We start from the raw sequence: 19,307 nt of genomic DNA, 5'->3' as shown, positions 1-19,307 counted from the left end.
CAATGACCGAGGACATCAAGAAGGGCCTCGCCGGCGTCGTCGCCGACGTCACCGCCATCAGCAAGGTCAACCCCGAGACCAACAGCCTGATGTACCGGGGATATCCCGTGCAGGAGCTGGCGGCCACCCAGCCGTTCGAAGCCGTCGCCTACCTGCTGTGGAACGGTGAGCTGCCGGATGCCGGACAGCTGGCCGCCTTCCGCGCCGCCGAGCGCGAGCACCGCGCGCTGACCCCGGCCGTGAAGGCCGCGATCGACGCGCTGCCGCTGGACTCGCATCCGATGGACGAGGTGCGCACCGCGGTCAGCGTGATCGGTGCATTCGAGACCGCGGGCACCGGCAACGTGCTGGACGCGGTGGGCACGCCCGAGCAGAATCTTCAGCGCAGCCTGGCGCTGTTCGCCGTGCTGCCGGCCATCGTCGCGTACGGCCAGCGTCGCCGCCGCGGGCAGGAGATCGTGCAGTCGCGCGACGACCTCGACTATGCCGCGAACTTCCTCTGGCTCACCTTCGGCGAGGAACCGGATGCGGTCGTCGTCGACGCCTTCAACCGCTCGATGATTTTGTACGCGGAGCACTCGTTCAACGCGTCCACGTTCACCGCCCGCGTGATCACGTCCACGCTCAGCGATATGTACTCGGCCGTGGTCGGCGCCATCGGCGCGCTGAAGGGCCCGCTGCACGGCGGCGCCAACGAGGCCGTCATGCACATCTTCGACGAGATCGGCTCGGCTTCGGAGGTTTCTGCATGGTTGGACAAGGCGCTGGCTGAGAAGCGCAAGATCATGGGCTTCGGGCACCGGGTCTACAAGCGCGGCGACTCGCGCGTGCCCACCATGAAGGCAGCTCTCGACACCCTGGTCGAGCACTACGACCGCCCCGATGTCGCCGAGCTGTACGAGAAGCTCGAGAGCGAGTTCGTCTCGCGCAAGGGCATCTACCCGAACCTGGACTACCCGTCGGGCCCGGCGTACAACCTGATCGGCTTCGACACGCTCACGTTCACGCCGCTGTTCATCGCGGCGCGCGTCACCGGCTGGACGGCGCACATCCTCGAGCAGCAGTCCCGCAACGCGCTGATCCGCCCGCTGTCGGCCTACGACGGCGTCGACGAGCGCCACATCTCCGGCTACACCCCCGACACCGCCGCGATCGACGTGCAGGAGCGACCCGAAGAGGCCGCCGGCTGATACCGGCATCCGCCCCTCGGGAACACCCTGGGCTCAGCTCGTCGGCAGCCAGACCCGCATGGTCGACGGGCCGCGCTGAGCCCAGGAGTGGTACGGGATCAGCCGCACCACGTGCGCCTCGCCGCCGCGACGGGCGATGCGCGCCCACACGGCTCCGTCGCGCTCGAACGGAGCGGATGCGGCATCCGCGACGGCCTCGCCGATGTCGGTCCCGAAGTCCGGTGACTCCAGGGCCATCACCTCGGGGCCGCGCTCGATCGCCACGCAGCCGCGGACGGCGTCCACGTGCGGGTCGGGCACGGTGATCCGCGGCGCCACCGGCAGCTCGAGCTCGACGATGTCGCCGGCGCGGAACGTCCGGCGCACGCGCAGTGCGCCGGGGGCGGCATCCAGAACCTCTGCCGAGCCGTCGCGGATGAACCGCGCGCCGGCGCCGACCGCCCAGGCAGGCACGCGAAGACTCAGCGTCCACTCGCCGTCCTCGACGATCGTCACCCGCACCGTGCCGCGCTCGGGGTATTCCGTCTGCACGTCGAACGCCACGCGCGTGCCGTCGGTCAACTCCGTGCGCACCGTGCTCGGCGCGAACTGGTGCACCTGCACGCCCTCGTCATCCGCCGTCGCGACGTACGCCGCCAGGCTGGCGAAGGTGCGCGCGAGGTTGTTCGGGCAGCACGACACCTCGAACCACGGCGCCCGCATGGCCGACGAGGCCCGCGGCGACGTGGCCTCCGAGTCCACGGAATGCGTGGGCGTGCGCTTGTGCAGGGTGTTGGCATAGAAGAAGGCGCGGCCGTCGGGCGACGGTGAGGTGGCGACCACGTTGAACAGGGTGCGCTCGATGAGGTCGGCGTAGCGCTCATCGCCGTCGGCCAGCAGCAGCCGCCACGAGAACATGATCGACCCGATCCCCGCGCACGTCTCCGAGTACGCCCGGTCCGGCGGCAGCTCCCAGTCCTCACCGAACGCCTCGTCCTGATGGTGCGAGCCCTGCCCGCCCGTGACGTAGGTGCGACGCTCCGCCGTGTGCGCCCACTGCGCGCGCAGGGCGTTCATCAGCTCGGCATCCTGATTCTCGACGGCCACGTCGACGGCCGCGGCCGACAGGTAGTTCGCGCGCACCGCGTGGCCGCGCAGCACCTCGGCATCCCGCACGGCCGCGTCGTCCTGGAAGTACTCCCGGCCGTACTCGATGTCGCCGAGCGACCCGCGGCCGTGCCGCTCGACGAACAGCGCCGCCTGGTCGATGTATTCGCGGCGTCCGGTCGCCCGGCCGAGCTCCGCCAGGCCGACCTCCACCTCGGCGTGCCCGCAGATCGCGTCGCGACCGTCGGGGCCGAACTCGCGGCACACCAGGTCGGCGGCGCGCAGCGCCACGTCGCGCAGGCCGTCATCGGCATCCGGCCTGGTGCGGATGCGCGCGACCGCGGCCTGGAACAGATGACCCAGGCAGTACAGCTCGTGCCCCCACTGCAGGTCCGACCAGCGGGCGCCCTGCCCCGGCCGCCCGAACCGCGTGTTCAGATAGCCGTCGGCCTCCTGCGCGGCGGCCACCCGGCGCACGATCGCGCGGAACCGGGCCTCCAGCGCGGGGTCGTCCGTGCGGGCGATCTCCCACGCCATCCCCTCCAGCAGCGTGTACGCCTCCGAATCGGAGAACTCCCTGCCGCGCCTGCCCTCCGGCAGCGTGCCGGCCGCGGCCAGGTCGAAGTTGGGCAACCACCCCTCGGACTCCTGCTTGGCCTCGGCGTGCGCGAGCGTGGCCGTGCCGTTCACGCGCTGCCGTTCGGCCCAGAAGCCGTCGGTCAGCACCACCTCGGAGAGCCCCAGCGGGCGCAGTCGGCCGCGTGCCGGAATCACCGGCGTCATGATCTCGGTCATCACTCACCCCTTGAAGGCGCCGGACATGAATCCGCGCACGTAGTGTCTCTGAAGAAGAAGGAACAGCAGGATGCACGGCAGCGCCAGCACCACGACACCGGCCTCGGTGGCCCCGTAGTCGACCACGCCCTGCACCTGGCCGCGCAGGTTCGCGACGGCCAGCGGCAGCGTCATCCGGTTGGTGTCGTTGATCAGGATCAGCGGCGCCATGAAGTCGTTCCACGCCGTGAGGAAGGCGAACAGGCCCACGGTGACCAGCCCCGGCTTGACCGCCGGCAGCAGCACCCGCCACAGCGCGCCCCAGCTCGAGCATCCGTCCACCAGTGCCGCCTCGTCGAGCTCGCGGGGGATCGACTCGAACGAGATCCGCATCATGAACATCGAGAACGGCAGTTGGAACATCGTGATCACCAGCGAGACGCCCACCAGCGAGTTCTGCAGGCCCACCGCGTTCAGGATCACGTACAGCGGGATCAGCAGCGTGGCGTACGGCACCATCAGGATCGCCAGTGTCAGCAGGAACAGCGCGTTCTTGCCGGGGAACGAGAACCGTGCGAACGCGTAGCCGCCCAGCAGGGAGATGAACAGGGTGAGGGCCACCGTGAGCACCGACACCACGGTCGAGTTCCACAGGTACACCCAGATGCCGGCCTGGTAGTCGCCGAGGGCCGCGTAGTTGCCGAAGCCCCAGCCGTCGGTCTGGCTGGTGCCGGCGTGCGGGCTCACGCTGGAGACCGCCGTCCAGATCAGCGGGTACAGGAAGATCAGGGCCAGCGCGCCGGTGAAGACCCAGTACGGGATGCCGAAGGCCAACGGCATCCGGTGGTGGCGGGCGCGCACGGCGCCGGGCGCGACGATGGCGCGGGTGGAGTCCGTGCGGGTATCGGTGACGGTCATGTCGGACTCCGGTCAGTTCTCGTCGCCGCGCCGGAAGGCGCGCAGCTGGAAGACGTTGATCACCACGAGGGCGAGCAGGACGATCACCGACAGGGCGCCGGCGATGCCGAGGCTGTTCTGCCCCTGGAAGGCGACGTTGTAGATCAGCTGCACGACGGTCATCGTGGAGTTGTCCGGCCCGCCCTTGGTGAGGATGTAGAACTGCTCGAACGCCAGCAGCGATCCGGTCACGCACATGATGGTCGTGAGGGCGGGCCTCTGGGCCGGCATTCGGCTCCCCGCTACACGTGGTCGCGCCAGGAGTGCTGCGGATCGAAGCCCAGCGCCTCGCGGGCGTGGTCGATCGACAGCAGCGTCTCGTTCGGTCCGACCTCGCGGGTCACCGGTACGCCGGGGAACACCTCGGAGATGAGCTCGGCATTCGGGCGGGTCATCACGGTGTCGGCCGCGGCGATGATGAACCTGTCGAAGCCGGGCTTCGCCACCTGCAGGGCGCGCTCCACGGCCTGGGCGCCGTCGCGGGCGTCGATGTATCCCCACAGGTTCCACTTGCGTCGCATCGCGTCGGCGTCGAAGGACGGGAACTCCGCGTAGTCCTCGGGCACCATCACGTTCGAGAACCGCAGGGCGGTGATCGACAGATCCGGATGCCAGCGCACCAGCTCGCGCGCCAGCTGCTCCTCGAGGGTCTTCACCAGCGAGTACACCGACTCCGGACGGGCGGGATACTCCTCGTCGACGGGGATGTACGGCGGCGGCACGTCGAACGGCAGGCCCAGCACCGTCTCGCTGGACGCGTAGACGATGCGGCGGATGCCGAGCCGCACGGCGGCCCAGAACACGTTGAACGTCGCCGGCATGTTGTTGTGGAAGGTCGCGACATCCGAGCGGATGCCCGGCGCCGGGATCGCGCCGAGATGGACCACCGCGTCGATCCCGTCGTGGCGGTCGCCCACTGCCGTGAGCGCGTCCACGACCTGCCCGTAGTCGGTCAGGTCGACCTGCACGAAGTCCGGGCCGCGTCTGCCCACGACATCCATCCCGATCACGTCCCAGCCGTGCGCGCGCAGTTCGCGGGCGACGACCGTGCCGAGCTTGCCGGATGATCCGGTGACGGCGATGCGCATGGGTGAGGTCCTTCCGTCGGATGCCTGTTCTGTCACCGTAGCCGGGATCAGCCCAGCTCGATCACCGACCAGCTCAGCGCCGGCAGCGTCGCGCGCACGGCGCCGTCCACGATCTCGGCGCCCGCCAGCGGCACCATGTGCACGGCGTCCGGAGTCGTCTCGAGGTTCGCGGTGTGCCGGTCGCCGCCCTCCGGAATCGTCAGGGTCTCCGCCTTCAGGACACGCAGGTCGCCGAAGCCGCGCAGGTCGACCGTCAGATCCGAGGCATCCGTCAGAGAGCGGTTGGCGACGAACACCACCACGCGCCCGGTCTCCTCGTCCCAGGTGGCGGCCGCGTCCACGGCATCCACGTCTCCGTACCTCTTCGTGGCGATCTGGGATGCCGACACCGCCAGCCGCAGGATGCGGCCGCGGGCCAGTCGGGCCATGCGCTCGAAGGGCCAGAAGCTGCTCTGCCGCCAGGCGGAACCGCCCTCCTCCGAGCGGATCGGCGCGATGACGTTCACCAGCTGCGCCTGGTTGGCGATGCGCACGCGGTCGCCGTGCCGCAGCAGGCTGTTGAGGAAAGTGCCCACGACCACGGCATCCGTCACCGAGTAGGTGTCCTCGATGAGCCGCGGATGCTCGCGCCAGGCCTTCGAGACCTGGTGCGGCTGGTCCTCGGTGTCCAGGCCTGACTGGTACCAGACGTTCCACTCGTCGAACGAGATGTCCACCTGCTTGGTGTGCTTGCCGGCTGCCCTCACCGCATCGATGGTCGAGACGACGCCATCGATGAAGGCATCCATCTCCACGGCCTCGGCCAGGAACGACTCGGCGTCGCCGTCGTGCTCCTGGTAGTACGCGTGCATGGAGATGTAGTCCACCTCGTCGTACGCGTGCGTGAGCACGGTGTGCTCCCAGGTGCCGAACGTCGGCATCCCGCGGTTCGAGGATCCCACCGCCACCAGCTCGATGGAGTCGTCGACGAGCTTCATGGCCTTGGCGGTCTCCTGCGCCAGCCGGCCGTACTCGTGCGCGGTCTTGTGGCCGATCTGCCACGGGCCGTCCAGCTCGTTGCCCAGGCACCACAGCTTGATGTCGAACGGGTCGGCCGAGCCGTTGGCCCGCCGCAGGTCCGACCAGTACGTGCCGCCCGGATGGTTGGCGTACTCCACCAGCGCGCGCGCCTCCTCCCCGCCGCGGGTGCCCAGATTGATGGCCTCCATCACCTCGACGTCGGCCTCGCGCGCCCAGTCCACGAACTCGTGCAGGCCGAAGGCGTTGGTCTCGATGGTGTGCCAGGCGCCGTCGATCCGCACCGGCCTGTCGGTCACCGGACCCACGCCGTCCTCCCAGCGGTACCCGGAGACGAAGTTGCCGCCCGGGTACCGCACCACGGTCGGCCCCATCTCGCGCACCAGCTCCAGTACGTCCGTGCGGAAGCCGCGGGCGTCGGCAGCGGGATGCCCGGGCTCGAAGATGCCGGTGTACACGCAGCGCCCCATGTGCTCGACGAACGAGCCGAACAGTCGGCGGGGCACGTCGGCGATGGTGAACTCGCGGTCGATGGTGATGCGGGACTGGGACATTGCTCTCCTTGTGAGGGGATGGGGTGGATGCTACTGGCCGCCGAAGCCGCTGGTGGCGACGCCCTTGACGATCTGCTTCTGGAACACGATGAACACGGCGATCAGCGGCAGTGCAGCCAGCACGGCCTGCGCCATCACCTGGGCGTACTGCACGCCGTAGGCGCTGATCACGGTCTGCAGGCCCACCGGCAGCGTCATCAGCGTCGTGTCGTTGATGACGAGGAACGGCCACAGGAAGTTGTTCCAGGCGCCGATGAACACGAAGATCGCGACGGATGCCAGGATCGGGCGCGACAGCGGCAGCACGATCGACCAGAAGATGCGGAACCGGCTCGCGCCGTCCACGCGAGCGGCATCCTCCAGCTCGATGGGGATCGCGTCGAAGAACTTCTTCAGGATGAACACCATCGCCGGCGCGACCACCTGCGGCAGGATCAGGCCCCAGTATGTGTCGACCATGCCGAACGCGAGCATCTCGTAGAACAGCGGGATGATCAGCACCTGCGGCGGCACCACGATGGCGGCGATGATGGCCACGAACAGCCAGCGCCGCCCGCGGAAGTCCAGCCGCGAGAACGCGTAGGCCGCCAGCGCCGAGATGGCCACGGTGATGACCGTGATGGCCACCGAGGTCAGCAGGCTGTTCCACGCCCACAGGTACACGTTGCCCTGCGACAGGATCGCGGTGAACGCGTCGGTCGTCGGGCCCGATGCGCCGATCCACGAGGGGTCGCCGGAGGCGGCATCCGTCTCGGTCTTGAATCCTGTCGCGACCGCCCACAGGAACGGCAGCAGCCAGCCGATGGCCATCAGTGCGAGCACGAGGAACGCGACGATGCGCAGCGGGCCGAACGGCCGGTGGCCGGGCTTGCGGGTGTGCTTGGGGCGATCGGAGCGGCCGGGGACGGTGAGCGTCTCGGTGGGGGAGAGCGTTGCGGTGGACATCACAGCTCCTTCTTGCGACGGGTCACGAGGGCCTGGGCCACGCCGATGATGATGATGAGGGCGAAGAACACGTAGGAGATGGCGGCCGAGAACCCGAACCGGTAGTTCACGAATCCGGCTTCGTAGATGTACTGCACGATCGAGCGCGTGGTGTCGCTGGCGACGCCGCCGAGCATCTGGTACGCCTGGTCGAACAGCTTCAGGGATGCCAGGATCTGCAGGATCAGGATCAGCACGGTGGCCGGTCCCAGCTGCGGCAGCGTGATCGACCAGAACTGCCGCCAGCCGCCGGCGCCGTCCAGCGACGCCGCTTCGTACTGCTGCGCCGGGATGTTCTGCATGGCGGCGAGGTACAGCAGGAAGTTGAAGCCCACGGTCCACCAGACCGTCGCGATCACGATCGAGATCATGTTGGTGTCGGGATTCTGCAGCCAGGCGATCGGCTCCAGTCCCAGGGCCTTCAGGATGTTGTTGGCCGCGCCGATCTGCGGGTTGAAGATCCACACCCAGATCTGCGAGATGACCGTGGATGCCAGCAGGTAGGGCATGAAGAACGACAGCCGCCACAGCCACTGTCCGGGCAGGCCGCGATCGACCAGCGCCGCCATCAGCAGTGCGAGCGCCACCAGCGGCACGGTGGACAGCAGCGTGAACCACACGGTGTTCCACAGCGACTGCCACATCACCGGGTCGCCCAGCGCCTCGGCGTAGTTGGAGAAGCCGACGAACCCGCCGCCGGCGCCGGTGAGCGACTGGTCGGTGAAGCTCAGGTACAGGCCGTGCACGATGGGCCAGGCCAGGAACAGCACGAAGGCGATCAGGAACGGGGCGAGGAACGCCCAGCTGACGAGCTGTTCGCGGTTGCGGGGGCCCGCGGCGCGGAACGGCGTGGGGCTCTTGCGGCCGGTGACGACCGCGCGGGTGCTGGCTGTGGTCGTCATCACTTCCACTTCCCTTCGGGGTCGGCGGGGTTGGGCTGCGCGAGCAGGGTGTTCACGCGTCTTTCGAACCTGTCGACGGCGGCGCCGGGGTCGTCGCCGCGCAGGAGCACGTTCTGCACGGCCGCGCCGAACTCGCCCTGGAAGTTGGACCCGGAGCCGGTGAACCACGCCTCGGGGTCGTAGACCACGTGGTCGGCGGCCTCGGCGTAGTGCGCCTGCGGCAGCAGCTTCGCGTACTCGGGCGAGGTGGTCACCGGCAGGTACGCCGGGATGTGCCCGGCCTCGGCCCAGCCGAACGATCCCTTGAGCATGTCGGCGACGAACTGGTACGTCAGAGCGCGGCGCTTCTCATCGGCGTGCGCCTGGTGGGGCAGCACGAACGAGTGCGAGTCGGCATAGGCGGCCGGCGTGCCGTAGAGCGTGGGGATCATGGTGGCGTCGAACGGGAGCTTGGCGTTCTGCATGGTGCGCAGCTCCCAGACCCCGGTCATCAGCATCCCGCTCTTGCCGGTGGCGAACTCCGCGACGGCCGTGCCGTAGTCGTTCTGGGCTGCGGCGATCTTGCCGTCGAGCAGGGTCTTCATGAACGTCAGCGTCTCGACCGCAGCATCCTTGTCGATGCCCATCCTCCCGCCGGTCGGCAGGTCGATGGCGAGACCGTGCTGGGCGTACAGGCCGTAGAAGAGCCGCCACATCTGCGCGCCGTCGCCGAGGTAGCCGTACGAGAGCGCGTGGCCCTTCGCGACCGAGCCGACGGCCTTCAGCTGGTCGAGGAACTCGTCGGGAGAGGAGGTCTTCTTCAACTGTCCGTCGGAGTCGAGCTGGTCGGCAGCACCGCAGATGTCGGTGTTGTACATCAGGACGAACGGGTGCGCGTCGAGCGCGACGCTGAACCGCTTGCCGCCGACGATGCCCTTCTTCCAGATCGGCTCGGGGAAGGTGGACTCGTCCACGCCGAGCTCGGCAAGCCTGTCCAGGTCCCAGCTGTCCAGCAGGCCGCCCGGCGCCCAGCCCGGCACGCGCGTGGCGTGCATGATGGCGACGTCGGGCGCTCGCCCGCCGGCGCCGGCCATGGCGAGCTTGGTGTAGTACGGGGTGCCCCAGGCGAGCACGGTGGGGCGGATGCGGTAGGCGCTCTGCGCCTTGTTGACCTTGTCGAGCAACTGCGACATGGTCACGCCGTCGCCGCCGGAGAGCAGATGCCAGAACTGCAGCGTCTGCGCGGTGGAGGCGGATGCCGTGCCCGGTGCGCAACCGGTGAGCAGGGCCGCGCCGGCAGTGAGGGAAGCGGCGGTGAGGAACTGCCTTCGAGAGAGATCGAACGGGGGTGTCATGAATCACTCCTTCGTGAACGGCTCCATCATTACATCGTGGTAATCCGACGCGCAAGAGTCGATTCTCGGATGCCGGAGATCAGACCGTCACGGATGGAGGCCGCGGGGAGTGCCGGCCGTGCTGGCGCGCATGCGCAGCCGGTGCGGGAGCGTCACGCCGCGTGGCGGCATCTCCCGATCATCCATCCGCGAGGTCAGCAGCGACAGCGCGGCATCCGCCAGCGCATCGCGATCGAAGGCCACCGTGGTCAGCGATGGGGCCGTGAACGACGACAGCTCGACGTCGTCGAATCCCGTCAGCAGCACGTCGTCGGGCACGCGGATGCCGCGCTCGGCCAGCGTGTGCAGCGCCCCGAACGCCAAGGAGTCGGTGAAGGCGATCACGGCGTCGAACGGGATACGGCGGTCCAGCAGTTCGGCCATCGCCTCGGCGCCGGAGACCATCGACCACGGCAGCTGGTCGATCTCCAACCTCGGGTCGGGGGCGATGCCGGCCTCGCGCAGCGCGTCGTGCACGCCCTCCAGGCGCAGGCGGCTGGTCGCCGTCGCGAGCTCGTGATCGCTGTGCCCGCCGATGACGGCGATGCGCCGTGCCCCCCGGCTCAGCACATGCCGGGCGACCTCGGTCGCCGCCAGCCTGCTGTCGATGAGCACATGGTCGGCGCGATTCTGCTCCACCTCGCCGATCACCACGATCGGCGGAAGGTCGGCAGTGTCGCGCAGCACGCTGTCCTCCAGGCGCACCGGGTTCAGGATCAGGCCGTCGACCAGTCTGGTGCGCGCACGGGCCAGCAGCTCGTTCTCGCGCTCGGGGCTCAGCGCGGTCTCCTCGAACTGCACGGCCAGGCCCCGCTGGTGGGCGGCGGTGACAATGCTGTGCACGAGCTCCGCGGAGTACGCCGTGGCGAGATCCGGCAGCGCGACGGCGATGGTGCCCGAGCGGCCGGTGCGCATCCGGCGCGCGCTGAGATTGGGCACGAAGTCCAGCTGCGCCATGGCCTGCTCGACGCGGATGCGGGTGTCGTCGTTGACCGCGAAGGCCCCGGTCACGACGTTCGAGACGGTCTTCGGCGAGACGCCGGCGAGGGCTGCGACATCCTTCATCGTCGCTCGGCGGGGTGGCGACGCGCTCATGCGGGCCAGCCTAGTAGCGAGCATCCGTCGCATCATGATGCGTTGACGTGATGCTATGATGCGTTCATGCGCACGACTGTGAACATCGAGGATGATCTGCTCGCCGAGATCAAGGTCGTCGCGGCGAAGCGCCGCGTGCCCCTCGGTGACGTGGTGGACGACGCACTGAGGAGCTACCTCGCAGTGCGGCCTATCGGGCCTGTCGACTTCGACTGGGGGAGCATCGCGGTGGAGGTGCCGGGTGACCGAGGACTGCGCCCGGGAGTCAACTGGCGCAGCAATGCGGCCATGCTCGAGCTGATGGAGGATCTGTGATCCTTCTCGATGTGAACCTGTGGGTCCCGTTCCTGCGAATCGGGCATGAGCAGCATGGCTTCGTCAGCGGGTGGGTCGCGGAGTCTGTCGCAGAGGGAGAGGTCATCGGCGTCTCCGAGCTGGCGCTCTCTGGCGCGGTGCGCCTGATGACCCACCCGCGCGTGTTCGACCCGCCGTCGTCGCCCGAGACGGCGATGCAGTCCTGCGACAACGCCCTGACCGCACCGTTCACCGTGATCGCCCGCCCAGGGCCCCGGCACTGGGGCATCTTCGGCCGGCTGGTGCGCGAAGGCGGCGCGCGAGGGAATGACGTGCCGGATGCCTATCACGCGGCGCTGGCCATCGAGCACGGTGCGACGCTGGCGTCCTTCGACCGTGGGCTCGCGCGCTTCCCAGGGCTGCGGCTGGTCGACCCGTCGGCGTGAGGTGAGCCTGCGCGCGCGCCGTACACTCGGGACGATGAACGAGCCGGGTCAGCAGCGCACGCGCGCCGTGGGAGTGCGCGACGTCGCCGCGCTCGCCGGGGTGTCCAGGCAGACCGTGTCGCGGGTGCTCAACGACAATCCCGAGGTGGCGGACGGCACCCGCGAGCGGGTCATGGCCGCGATGGCCGAACTCGGCTACCGCGTGAACAATGCCGCCCGCGCGCTGGGAACCCGGCGCTCGCGCACGCTGGGCGTGCTGGCGTCCAACGCCCAGCAGTACGGTCCGTCGCGCAGCATCGCCGCCATCGAGGCGTCGGCCCGCGCGGCCGGATACTGGGTCAGCGCCGCGTTCGCCGAGGCGGGAGACGCGGATGCCGTGGTCGCCGCCGTCGACCATCTGATCTCGCAGGGCGTGGAGGGCATCGTCGTGGTGGCGCCGCACGCCCGCACCCTGGATGCGCTGGATGCCCTGCGCATCGACGTTCCGATCGTCACGCTGCACTCCTCGGGCCGGGGTGCCCGGGGGCTGTCGGTCGACCAGGCCGCAGGCGCGCGGCTCGCCACGGCGGCGCTGGCGGATGCCGGCCACACCCGCATCGCGCATCTCGCCGGGCCCGCCGATTGGTTGGAGGCCGAGGCTCGTGCCGAGGGGTTCTCCGCCGAGACGGCCGCCCGCGGGTGGGAGCCCGGGCCGGTCATCGCGGGGGACTGGTCGGCGGCATCCGGCTACGCCGCGACCGCTGCCGTGATCGAGTCCGGCGTGACCGCGGTGTTCAGCGCCAACGACCAGATGGCGCTGGGGCTGCTGGGCGGTCTGCACGAGGCGGGCCGGTCGGTGCCGGGAGATGTCAGCGTGGTCGGCTTCGACGACATCCCGGATGCCGCGTTCTACTGGCCGCGGCTGACCACGATCCGGCAGGACTTCACTGAGCTCGCGCGCCGTGCGGTGGCCGCGTTGATCGCCGGACCGGATGCCGCAGCATCCGCTCTTCTCCCCGTCGCCCCGGTCCTGATCCTCCGCGACTCCGTCGCCCCGCCCCCGCCCCAACCCCGCTGAGCCCCCCACACTTCTCCGTCGAGAGCACGGGACCTCGCCGGGTGCACGGCTTGTTCGCGCGAAGTTCCCGTGCGCTCGGCGAGATGTCGTTCTCTCGACGGAAGAGGGGGAGCGGGGCGGGTACCAGGAGGGGGATTGACGGGGAGGTGGGGGCGTGTCATGCTGGGGGATGTGACCGGTCACAGTGGCCGGTGATCATGCAGAGCAGCGAGGTGCCGTGAGCGACGAAGCCCCCTTCAGCCCCGAGGTCGAAGCATCCATCCAAGCCGTCCGCGAGGATGTCGCGCGCCTGCACGGCGAACTCGTCCGCAACGGCCTGGTGGTCTGGACCGGGGGCAATGTCTCCGGGCGCGTGCCCGGCGCGGACCTGTTCGTCATCAAGCCCTCGGGCGTCTCGTACGACGACCTCGCCCCCTCGAACATGATCCTGTGCGACCTCGACGGCAACGTCATCCCCGGCACGCCGGGCAGCGACCGCTCGCCCTCCAGCGACACCGCCGCGCACGCCTACGTCTACCGGCACATGCCCGAGGTCGGCGGCGTCGTGCACACCCACTCCACGTACGCCGTCGCCTGGGCGGCGCGTCGTGAGGAGATCCCGTGCGTGATCACCGCGATGGCGGACGAGTTCGGCGGCCCGGTGCCCATCGGTCCGTTCGCCATCATCGGCGACGACTCCATCGGCCGCGGCATCGTCGAGACGCTGCGCGGCCACCGCTCGCGTGCGGTGCTGATGGCGAACCATGGCCCGTTCACGATCGGTGCAGATGCCAAGGATGCCGTGAAGGCCGCCGTCATGGTCGAAGATGTCGCGCGCTCGGTGCATCTGGCCCGCGAGGCCGGCCCCCTGGTGCCCATCCCGCAGGAGGCCATCGACCGCCTGTACGACCGATACCAGAACGTGTACGGACAGAACTCGGACACCCGGCGATGACGACCCGTCGCGACGACATCCTCGCCGGCCGCACGAGCCTGGGCATCGAGCTGGGCTCCACCCGCATCAAGGCGTGCCTGATCGGCTCCACGCCCACCGACGTGCTGGCCACCGGGTCGTTCTCGTGGGAGAACCGGCTGCAGGACGGGCTGTGGACCTACGCGCTCGACGAGGTGTGGACGGGCCTGCAGGCGGCCTTCGCCGACCTGGTGGCCGACGTGCACGACCGTTACGGCGTGCGGCCCGACGCCTTCGGCGCCATCGGAGTCTCGGCCATGATGCACGGCTACCTGGCCTTCGACGGTGCGGGCGAGCTGCTGACGCCGTTCCGCACCTGGCGCAACACCAACACCGGCCCTGCCGCCGCCGAGCTCACCGAGCTGCTGGGCGTGAACATCCCGCTGCGCTGGTCGGTCGCGCACCTGCGGCAAGCGCAGTTGGATGCCGAGCCGCACGCCGCTGACGTGCGCTTCCTCACCACCCTGGCCGGGTACGTGCACTGGCAGCTCACCGGTCGGCGGGTGCTGGGCATCGGCGACGCATCCGGCATGTTCCCCATCGACTCCACCGTCCGCGACTATGACCAGCAGCTCATCGCCCGCTACGACGACCACACCGGCGGCGACCTGCGCGCGCTGCTGCCCGAAGTGCTGGTGGCAGGAGCAGATGCCGGAACCCTGACCGCGGCGGGCGCGGCGCTGCTGGATCCGTCCGGGGCGCTGAAGTCGGGCATCCCCCTGTGCCCGCCGGAGGGAGATGCCGGAACCGGCATGGTCGCCACGAACGCCGTCGCCCCGCGCACCGGCAACGTGAGCGCGGGCACCAGCATCTTCGCGATGGTCGTGCTCGATCGCCCGCTCTCCGGCGTGCACCACGAGCTCGACCTCGTCACCACCCCTGCAGGAGACGCCGTCGCGATGGTGCACTGCAACAACGGGGCCAGTGAGCTGGCCGCCTGGGCGGGTCTGTTCACCCGGTTCGCCGAGGCATCCGGCATCCGTGGTTCCGCGGACGCCGTCTTCGAGACGCTGTTCCGCGAGGCGCTGCAGGGCGAGGCGGATGCCGGCGGGCTGATCGCCTACAACCACCTGGCCGGCGAGCCCATCGTGGGCCTGGACGAGGGACGCCCGCTGTTCGTGCGCACGCCCGACAGCCGTTTCACGCTCGCCAACGTCATGCGCGCGCAGTTGTACGGCGTGTTCGGCACGCTCGCGCTGGGCATGCAGGTGCTGACCGACGAGGGCGTGGCGCTGGATCGGATGTATGCCCACGGCGGCATGTTCCGCACGGCCGGTGTCGTGCAGCGCTTCCTGGCCGGCGCATTGAACGCCCCCGTGGCCGTCGGCGAGACGGCATCCGAGGGTGGAGCGTGGGGCATCGCGGTGCTCGCGTCGTACCTGTCCTCCGCTGCGGAACTGAGCCTGGACGCCTACCTCGACCAGCACGTGTTCGCTGCGGCATCCGTCTCCGTCACCGACCCGGATCCCGCCGACGTCGCCGGCTTCACCACCTACCTCGACCGCTACCGCGCGGGTCTGGCCATCGAGGCCGCCGCCGTCGATTCCCTCTAAGGACAGCATCCATGCCCAAGCTCACCACCTCCCTCGACGGCTACCAGGTCTGGTTCCTCACCGGCAGCCAGCACCTGTACGGGCCGGAGACCCTCGCGCAGGTCGCAGAGCAGTCGCGGGCGATCGCCGCGACCCTGGACGGCGCCGATGAGGTGCCGGTGCGCATCGTGTGGAAGCCGGTGCTGACCGACTCCGCCGCCATCAAGAAGGTCATGCTCGAGGCGAACGCCGACGACAGCGTGATCGGAGTCGTCGCCTGGATGCACACGTTCAGCCCGGCCAAGATGTGGATCGCGGGCCTCGACGCGCTGCAGAAGCCGCTCGCGCACCTGCACACGCAGGCCAACGTCGAGCTGCCCTGGGCGGACATCGACTTCGACTTCATGAACCTCAACCAGGCCGCGCACGGCGACCGCGAGTTCGGGTACATCCAGACCCGGCTGAACGTGCCGCGCAAGACCATCGTCGGGCACGCGTCCGACCCGCGGGTGTGGGTCGAGCTCGGCACCTGGCAGCGCGCGGCGGCGGGGCTGGCGGCATCCCGCTCGCTGAAGCTGGCCCGCTTCGGCGACAACATGCGCTTCGTCGCCGTCACCGAGGGCGACAAGACCGAGGCCGAACTGCGGCTGGGCGTGCAGGTGAACACCTGGGGCGTGAACGAGCTGGCGGATGCCGTGGCAGCGGCCTCCTCGGCCGACATCGATGCCCTCGTGGCCGAGTACGAGGAGCTGTACGAGGTGGTGCCCGAACTGCGCCGCGGGGGAGAGCGGCATCAGTCCCTGCGCGACGGCGCGGCCATCGAGATCGGGCTCCGGTCGTTCCTGGAGGAGGGCGGCTTCGGCGCCTTCACCACCTCGTTCGAGGACCTCGGTGCTCTGAAGCAGTTGCCGGGCCTGGCCGTGCAGCGCCTGATGGCCGAGGGCTACGGCTTCGGCGCTGAGGGCGACTGGAAGACCGCGATCCTCGTGCGCGTCGCCAACGTGATGGGTGCGGGCCTGCCGGGCGGCGCGAGCCTGATGGAGGACTACACCTACGACATGACGCCCGGTGCCGAGCTGATCCTCGGCGCGCACATGCTCGAGGTCTCGCCCTCGCTGACCACTGCGAAGCCGACCCTCGAGGTGCACCCGCTGGGCATCGGCGGCAAGGACGACCCGGTGCGCCTGGTCTTCACCGCCGACCCGGGCCCCGCCGTCGTCGTCGCGCTCAGCGACATGCGCGACCGGTTCCGCCTGACCGCCAACGTGGTGGAGAACGTCGAGCCGCGCGAGGCTCTGCCGAAGCTCCCCGTGGGCCGTGCGGTGTGGAGGCCCGCGCCCGACTTCACCACCAGCGCCGCCGCCTGGCTGACCGCCGGCGCCGCGCACCACACCGTGATGTCCACGGCCGTCGGTATCGAGGCGTTCCGCGACTTCGCCGAGATGGCGGGCATCGAGCTGCTGACGATCGACGAGTCCACCACCCTGCCCGAGTTCCAGAGGCAGGTGCGCTGGAACCAGGCGTACTACCGGCTGGCACAGGGGTTCTGAGTCGTAGCAAGCCTGCCTGATCGGCATCCGGTGCGTTGGCGCGGCTGAGATCCGGAAGACCGCTCGGATCCGGAAGAAGACGGCCTGAACCGTCCGGATCTGGGCGATCCTCCGGTTCTGGGCCGCGGATGCCGGTGGGCTGCGGGTGGATGCCGAGCAGTGCGTCGCCTGGGTCCCTGAGCCTGTCGAAGGGTCGGTCGGCTGGGTCGGACCGTGCTGAGATCCGGAAGACTGCCCGGATCCGGAAGAAGACGGCCTGATTCGTCCGGATCTGGGCGATCCTCCGGTTCTGGGCGGATGCCGAATGCCGGATGCCGGATGCCGGGCGAGCAGGTGCCCGTCCCGTCTCAGGCCCCGAGCACCCTCGCCGCCTGCCGCGCCGCACCGAGCGCGACATACTCAGCCGGCTCCGGCACCTCGACCGGAACCCCCAGCACGGCCGGCGCGATCTCGCGCACGGCCTGCGACTGCGCACCGCCGCCGATGAGCAGCGCGCGCTCGAGCCGGACGCCCTGCGCGCGAAGCGCATCCAGCCCGGCGCCCAAGCCTGACAGCATCCCCTCCACCGCGGCGCGGGCCAGGTTCTCGCGGGTCGTGGATGCCAGGGTCATGCCCGACAGGGTGGCCGTGGCGTCGGGCAGGTTCGGGGTGCGCTCGCCCTCGAAGTAGGGCAGCAGGTGCAGGCCGCCAGCACCTGCGGGAGCCGACAGCGCCAGCCGGGACAGCTCGTCGTGGTCGACGCCCAGCAGACGCGCGATGGCATCCAGCACCCGGGCCGCGTTGAGCGTGGCGACCAGCGGCAGGAAGCGGCCGTCGGCATCCGCGAAGCCCGCGATGGTGCCGGTCTCGTCGTGCACGGGCTTCTCGCTGACGGCGAAGACCGTGCCGCTGGTGCCGATCGACACCACCGCGTCCCCGGGAAGCGCACCGACGCCCAGCGCCGCGCCGGCGTTGTCGCCGGCACCAGGGCCGACCCGCCTGCCGTCAGCATCCGGAACCCACTCGGCAGGCCCCAGAACGCGCGGCAGCACGACATCGTGGCCGAGCGCCGCGACCAGCAGCTCGCGGTCGTATTCGCCGGTCGCAGGATTCCAGTAGCCGGTGCCGCTGGCATCCGATCTGTCGGTGACCAGCTCGTCGACCTGCGACGAGGAAGACGGACCGAACCCGCGCAGCCGCCAGGTCAGCCAGTCGTGCGGAAGCGCGACGGCCGCGACCCGCGCGGCGTTCTCGGGTTCGGCATCCCGCAGCCAGCCCAGCTTGGTGATGGTGAACGACGCCACCGGCACCAGCCCGGTGCGCTGCGCCAGGGCGGATGCCCCCAACTCGGCGACCAGGTCGGCCGCGGCCCTCGCCGATCGGGTGTCGTTCCACAGCAGCGCGTCGCGGATGACGGCGCCGGAGGAGTCCAGCGCGACCATGCCGTGCTGCTGTCCGCCGATGGCCCAGGCCTGCACGTCGGCCATGCCGCCGGCATCCGCTATCGCCTGCTGCAGGGCGACCCACCACGCCTCGGGATCGACCGACGTGCCGTCCGGGTGCGCGGCGCGACCGGTGCGCACGATCGCACCGGTCGCAGCGTCCAAGATCACGACCTTGCAGGACTGCGTCGACGAGTCGACCCCCATCACGAGTGCCATGCGCGGCATCCTCTCATCCACATTCTCCACCGCCGAAACCCCTCACCGTCGTCGAGACCCCTCCTGAATCGCGTCGCTCACGAGGGGTTTCGACGACCAGGAGGGGTCTCGGCGAGAAGGAGGCGAGAAGAGGGCGAGAAGGAGGGCAGGGTCAGCGGGCGCCCATCAGGTGCTCGGTGGCCAGCTGCTGCAGGCGCACGAAGCCGAAGCCGCGGGCGCCGAAGTACGCCGAAGCGTCGAAGTCCTCGAACGCGCTGCGGTCGGCCAGCAGGTCGTCGTAGCTCTCGCCCTCGTTCAGGGTCGGCTGCGACAGCTCGGCCACGCGGGCGGCGGCCAGCGCCTCCTGCACCTCGGGGTCGGCGCGGAACGCGGCCGCGCGCTCCTTCAGCAGCAGGTACGTGCGCATGTTGGCGGCGGCGGAGTCCCACACGCCCGACTCGTCCTCGGTGCGGCTGGGCTTGTAGTCGAAGTGCCGCGGACCGTCGTACGTCGGGCCGCCGTCGGGGCCGCCGTTCTCCAGCAGGTCCACCAGCGCGAACGCGTTGTGCAGGTCGCCGTGGCCGAACACCAGATCCTGGTCGTACTTGATACCGCGCTGGCCGTTGAGGTCGAGGTGGAACAGCTTGCCGTGGTACAGCGCCTGGGCGATGCCGGCGGCGTAGTTCAGCCCCGCCATCTGCTCGTGCCCGACCTCGGGGTTCAGGCCCACCAGCTCGGGCCGCTCGAGCGACTCGATGAACGCCAGGGCGTGACCGAGGGTGGGCAGCAGGATGTCGCCGCGGGGCTCGTTGGGCTTGGGCTCGATGGCGAAGCGGA

General features: G+C 69.9%; 17 protein-coding genes and 1 pseudogene. 7 read left to right on the top strand and 11 right to left on the bottom strand.

The window, feature by feature from the left end; all coding sequences use genetic code 11:
* Nucleotides 1–2 precede the first annotated feature (2 nt).
* Complete coding sequence (locus tag Q0568_RS04410; protein ID WP_298862856.1) at nt 3–1,190, top strand: bifunctional 2-methylcitrate synthase/citrate synthase; 1,188 nt, start codon at nt 3–5, stop codon at nt 1,188–1,190.
* 33 nt (nt 1,191–1,223) lie between these two features.
* Here Q0568_RS04410 and Q0568_RS04405 read toward each other — a convergent pair whose 3' ends face one another.
* The 9 genes from Q0568_RS04405 to Q0568_RS04365 form a co-directional block, all read right to left on the bottom strand.
* Nucleotides 1,224–3,071: a beta-L-arabinofuranosidase domain-containing protein gene (locus Q0568_RS04405; RefSeq protein WP_298862853.1), complete on the bottom strand. Its 1,848-nt coding sequence runs from the start codon at nt 3,069–3,071 to the stop codon at nt 1,224–1,226.
* Between the two features lie 3 nt (nt 3,072–3,074).
* Entirely contained in the window at nt 3,075–3,968 is an 894-nt protein-coding gene (locus tag Q0568_RS04400) for a carbohydrate ABC transporter permease (protein ID WP_298862850.1), read from the bottom strand.
* A gap of 12 nt (nt 3,969–3,980) precedes the next feature.
* Nucleotides 3,981–4,238, bottom strand: a complete 258-nt coding sequence (locus tag Q0568_RS04395; RefSeq protein WP_298862847.1) for a hypothetical protein — start codon at nt 4,236–4,238, stop codon at nt 3,981–3,983.
* 11 nt (nt 4,239–4,249) lie between these two features.
* A complete protein-coding gene (locus tag Q0568_RS04390) occupies nt 4,250–5,095 on the bottom strand; it encodes an NAD(P)-dependent oxidoreductase (RefSeq protein WP_298862844.1) in 846 nt (281 codons plus the stop codon).
* Between the two features lie 47 nt (nt 5,096–5,142).
* Nucleotides 5,143–6,666, bottom strand: coding sequence for an alpha-N-arabinofuranosidase (locus tag Q0568_RS04385; protein WP_298862838.1), 1,524 nt, complete (start codon nt 6,664–6,666; stop codon nt 5,143–5,145).
* Between the two features lie 30 nt (nt 6,667–6,696).
* A complete protein-coding gene (locus Q0568_RS04380) occupies nt 6,697–7,611 on the bottom strand; it encodes a carbohydrate ABC transporter permease (protein ID WP_298862835.1) in 915 nt (304 codons plus the stop codon).
* The gene (locus Q0568_RS04375) at nt 7,611–8,555 is read right to left on the bottom strand and encodes a carbohydrate ABC transporter permease (protein WP_298862831.1); all 945 of its coding nucleotides are present in this window, start codon (nt 8,553–8,555) and stop codon (nt 7,611–7,613) included. Before Q0568_RS04375 ends, Q0568_RS04380 begins: the two co-directional genes overlap by 1 nt.
* A complete protein-coding gene (locus tag Q0568_RS04370; protein WP_298862828.1) occupies nt 8,552–9,886 on the bottom strand; it encodes an extracellular solute-binding protein in 1,335 nt (444 codons plus the stop codon). The genes Q0568_RS04375 and Q0568_RS04370 overlap by 4 nt, the downstream gene beginning before the upstream one ends.
* An 87-nt stretch (nt 9,887–9,973) precedes the next feature.
* Nucleotides 9,974–11,020, bottom strand: a complete 1,047-nt coding sequence (locus tag Q0568_RS04365) for a LacI family DNA-binding transcriptional regulator (RefSeq protein WP_298862825.1) — start codon at nt 11,018–11,020, stop codon at nt 9,974–9,976.
* Nucleotides 11,021–11,086: 66 nt separating this feature from the next.
* Between Q0568_RS04365 and Q0568_RS04360 the strand changes: the two genes are divergently transcribed.
* The 6 genes from Q0568_RS04360 (at nt 11,087) to araA (ending at nt 16,851) form a co-directional block, all read left to right on the top strand.
* Entirely contained in the window at nt 11,087–11,335 is a 249-nt protein-coding gene (locus Q0568_RS04360; RefSeq protein ID WP_298862822.1) for a hypothetical protein, read from the top strand.
* Nucleotides 11,332–11,760: a TA system VapC family ribonuclease toxin gene (locus Q0568_RS04355; protein WP_298862819.1), complete on the top strand. Its 429-nt coding sequence runs from the start codon at nt 11,332–11,334 to the stop codon at nt 11,758–11,760. Before Q0568_RS04360 ends, Q0568_RS04355 begins: the two co-directional genes overlap by 4 nt.
* 34 nt (nt 11,761–11,794) lie before the next feature.
* The gene (locus Q0568_RS04350; protein WP_298862818.1) at nt 11,795–12,817 is read left to right on the top strand and encodes a LacI family DNA-binding transcriptional regulator; all 1,023 of its coding nucleotides are present in this window, start codon (nt 11,795–11,797) and stop codon (nt 12,815–12,817) included.
* A 217-nt stretch (nt 12,818–13,034) separates the two neighbouring features.
* A complete protein-coding gene (locus Q0568_RS04345) occupies nt 13,035–13,751 on the top strand; it encodes an L-ribulose-5-phosphate 4-epimerase (RefSeq protein WP_298862816.1) in 717 nt (238 codons plus the stop codon).
* Nucleotides 13,748–15,322 carry an FGGY-family carbohydrate kinase gene (locus Q0568_RS04340; RefSeq protein ID WP_298862813.1) on the top strand — a complete coding sequence of 525 codons (1,575 nt, stop codon included), beginning with the start codon at nt 13,748–13,750 and terminating at the stop codon, nt 15,320–15,322. The genes Q0568_RS04345 and Q0568_RS04340 overlap by 4 nt, the downstream gene beginning before the upstream one ends.
* An 11-nt stretch (nt 15,323–15,333) precedes the next feature.
* The gene (gene araA, locus Q0568_RS04335; RefSeq protein WP_298862810.1) at nt 15,334–16,851 is read left to right on the top strand and encodes an L-arabinose isomerase; all 1,518 of its coding nucleotides are present in this window, start codon (nt 15,334–15,336) and stop codon (nt 16,849–16,851) included.
* A gap of 347 nt (nt 16,852–17,198) precedes the next feature.
* Here the strand turns inward: araA and xylB are convergent, their stop codons facing one another.
* The gene (xylB, locus tag Q0568_RS04330) at nt 17,199–18,491 is read right to left on the bottom strand and encodes a xylulokinase (protein ID WP_298862807.1); all 1,293 of its coding nucleotides are present in this window, start codon (nt 18,489–18,491) and stop codon (nt 17,199–17,201) included.
* 151 nt (nt 18,492–18,642) lie between these two features.
* Nucleotides 18,643–19,307: pseudogene (locus tag Q0568_RS04325) on the bottom strand (TIM barrel protein); the annotation flags it as partial.

It is taken from the genome of uncultured Microbacterium sp. (assembly GCF_937927635.1).
Lineage (GTDB): Bacteria > Actinomycetota > Actinomycetes > Actinomycetales > Microbacteriaceae > Microbacterium.
The sequence above is the reverse complement of the archived record's forward strand: the minus strand, read 5'-3'. Positions and strand labels throughout refer to the sequence as shown.

What these genes read in the sequence shown, in the direction of transcription:
- Q0568_RS04410 (WP_298862856.1), top strand. Translation starts at nt 3, where the DNA reads ATGACCGAGGACATCAAGAAGGGCCTCGCCGGCGTCGTCGCCGACGTC.
- xylB (WP_298862807.1), bottom strand. Translation starts at nt 18,491, where the DNA reads ATGGCACTCGTGATGGGGGTCGACTCGTCGACGCAGTCCTGCAAGGTC.
- Q0568_RS04385 (WP_298862838.1), bottom strand. Translation starts at nt 6,666, where the DNA reads ATGTCCCAGTCCCGCATCACCATCGACCGCGAGTTCACCATCGCCGAC.
- Q0568_RS04400 (WP_298862850.1), bottom strand. Translation starts at nt 3,968, where the DNA reads ATGACCGTCACCGATACCCGCACGGACTCCACCCGCGCCATCGTCGCG.
- Q0568_RS04340 (WP_298862813.1), top strand. Translation starts at nt 13,748, where the DNA reads ATGACGACCCGTCGCGACGACATCCTCGCCGGCCGCACGAGCCTGGGC.
- Q0568_RS04360 (WP_298862822.1), top strand. Translation starts at nt 11,087, where the DNA reads ATGCGCACGACTGTGAACATCGAGGATGATCTGCTCGCCGAGATCAAG.
- Q0568_RS04350 (WP_298862818.1), top strand. Translation starts at nt 11,795, where the DNA reads ATGAACGAGCCGGGTCAGCAGCGCACGCGCGCCGTGGGAGTGCGCGAC.
- Q0568_RS04395 (WP_298862847.1), bottom strand. Translation starts at nt 4,238, where the DNA reads ATGCCGGCCCAGAGGCCCGCCCTCACGACCATCATGTGCGTGACCGGA.
- Q0568_RS04370 (WP_298862828.1), bottom strand. Translation starts at nt 9,886, where the DNA reads ATGACACCCCCGTTCGATCTCTCTCGAAGGCAGTTCCTCACCGCCGCT.
- araA (WP_298862810.1), top strand. Translation starts at nt 15,334, where the DNA reads ATGCCCAAGCTCACCACCTCCCTCGACGGCTACCAGGTCTGGTTCCTC.
- Q0568_RS04390 (WP_298862844.1), bottom strand. Translation starts at nt 5,095, where the DNA reads ATGCGCATCGCCGTCACCGGATCATCCGGCAAGCTCGGCACGGTCGTC.
- Q0568_RS04365 (WP_298862825.1), bottom strand. Translation starts at nt 11,020, where the DNA reads ATGAGCGCGTCGCCACCCCGCCGAGCGACGATGAAGGATGTCGCAGCC.
- Q0568_RS04405 (WP_298862853.1), bottom strand. Translation starts at nt 3,071, where the DNA reads ATGACCGAGATCATGACGCCGGTGATTCCGGCACGCGGCCGACTGCGC.
- Q0568_RS04380 (WP_298862835.1), bottom strand. Translation starts at nt 7,611, where the DNA reads ATGTCCACCGCAACGCTCTCCCCCACCGAGACGCTCACCGTCCCCGGC.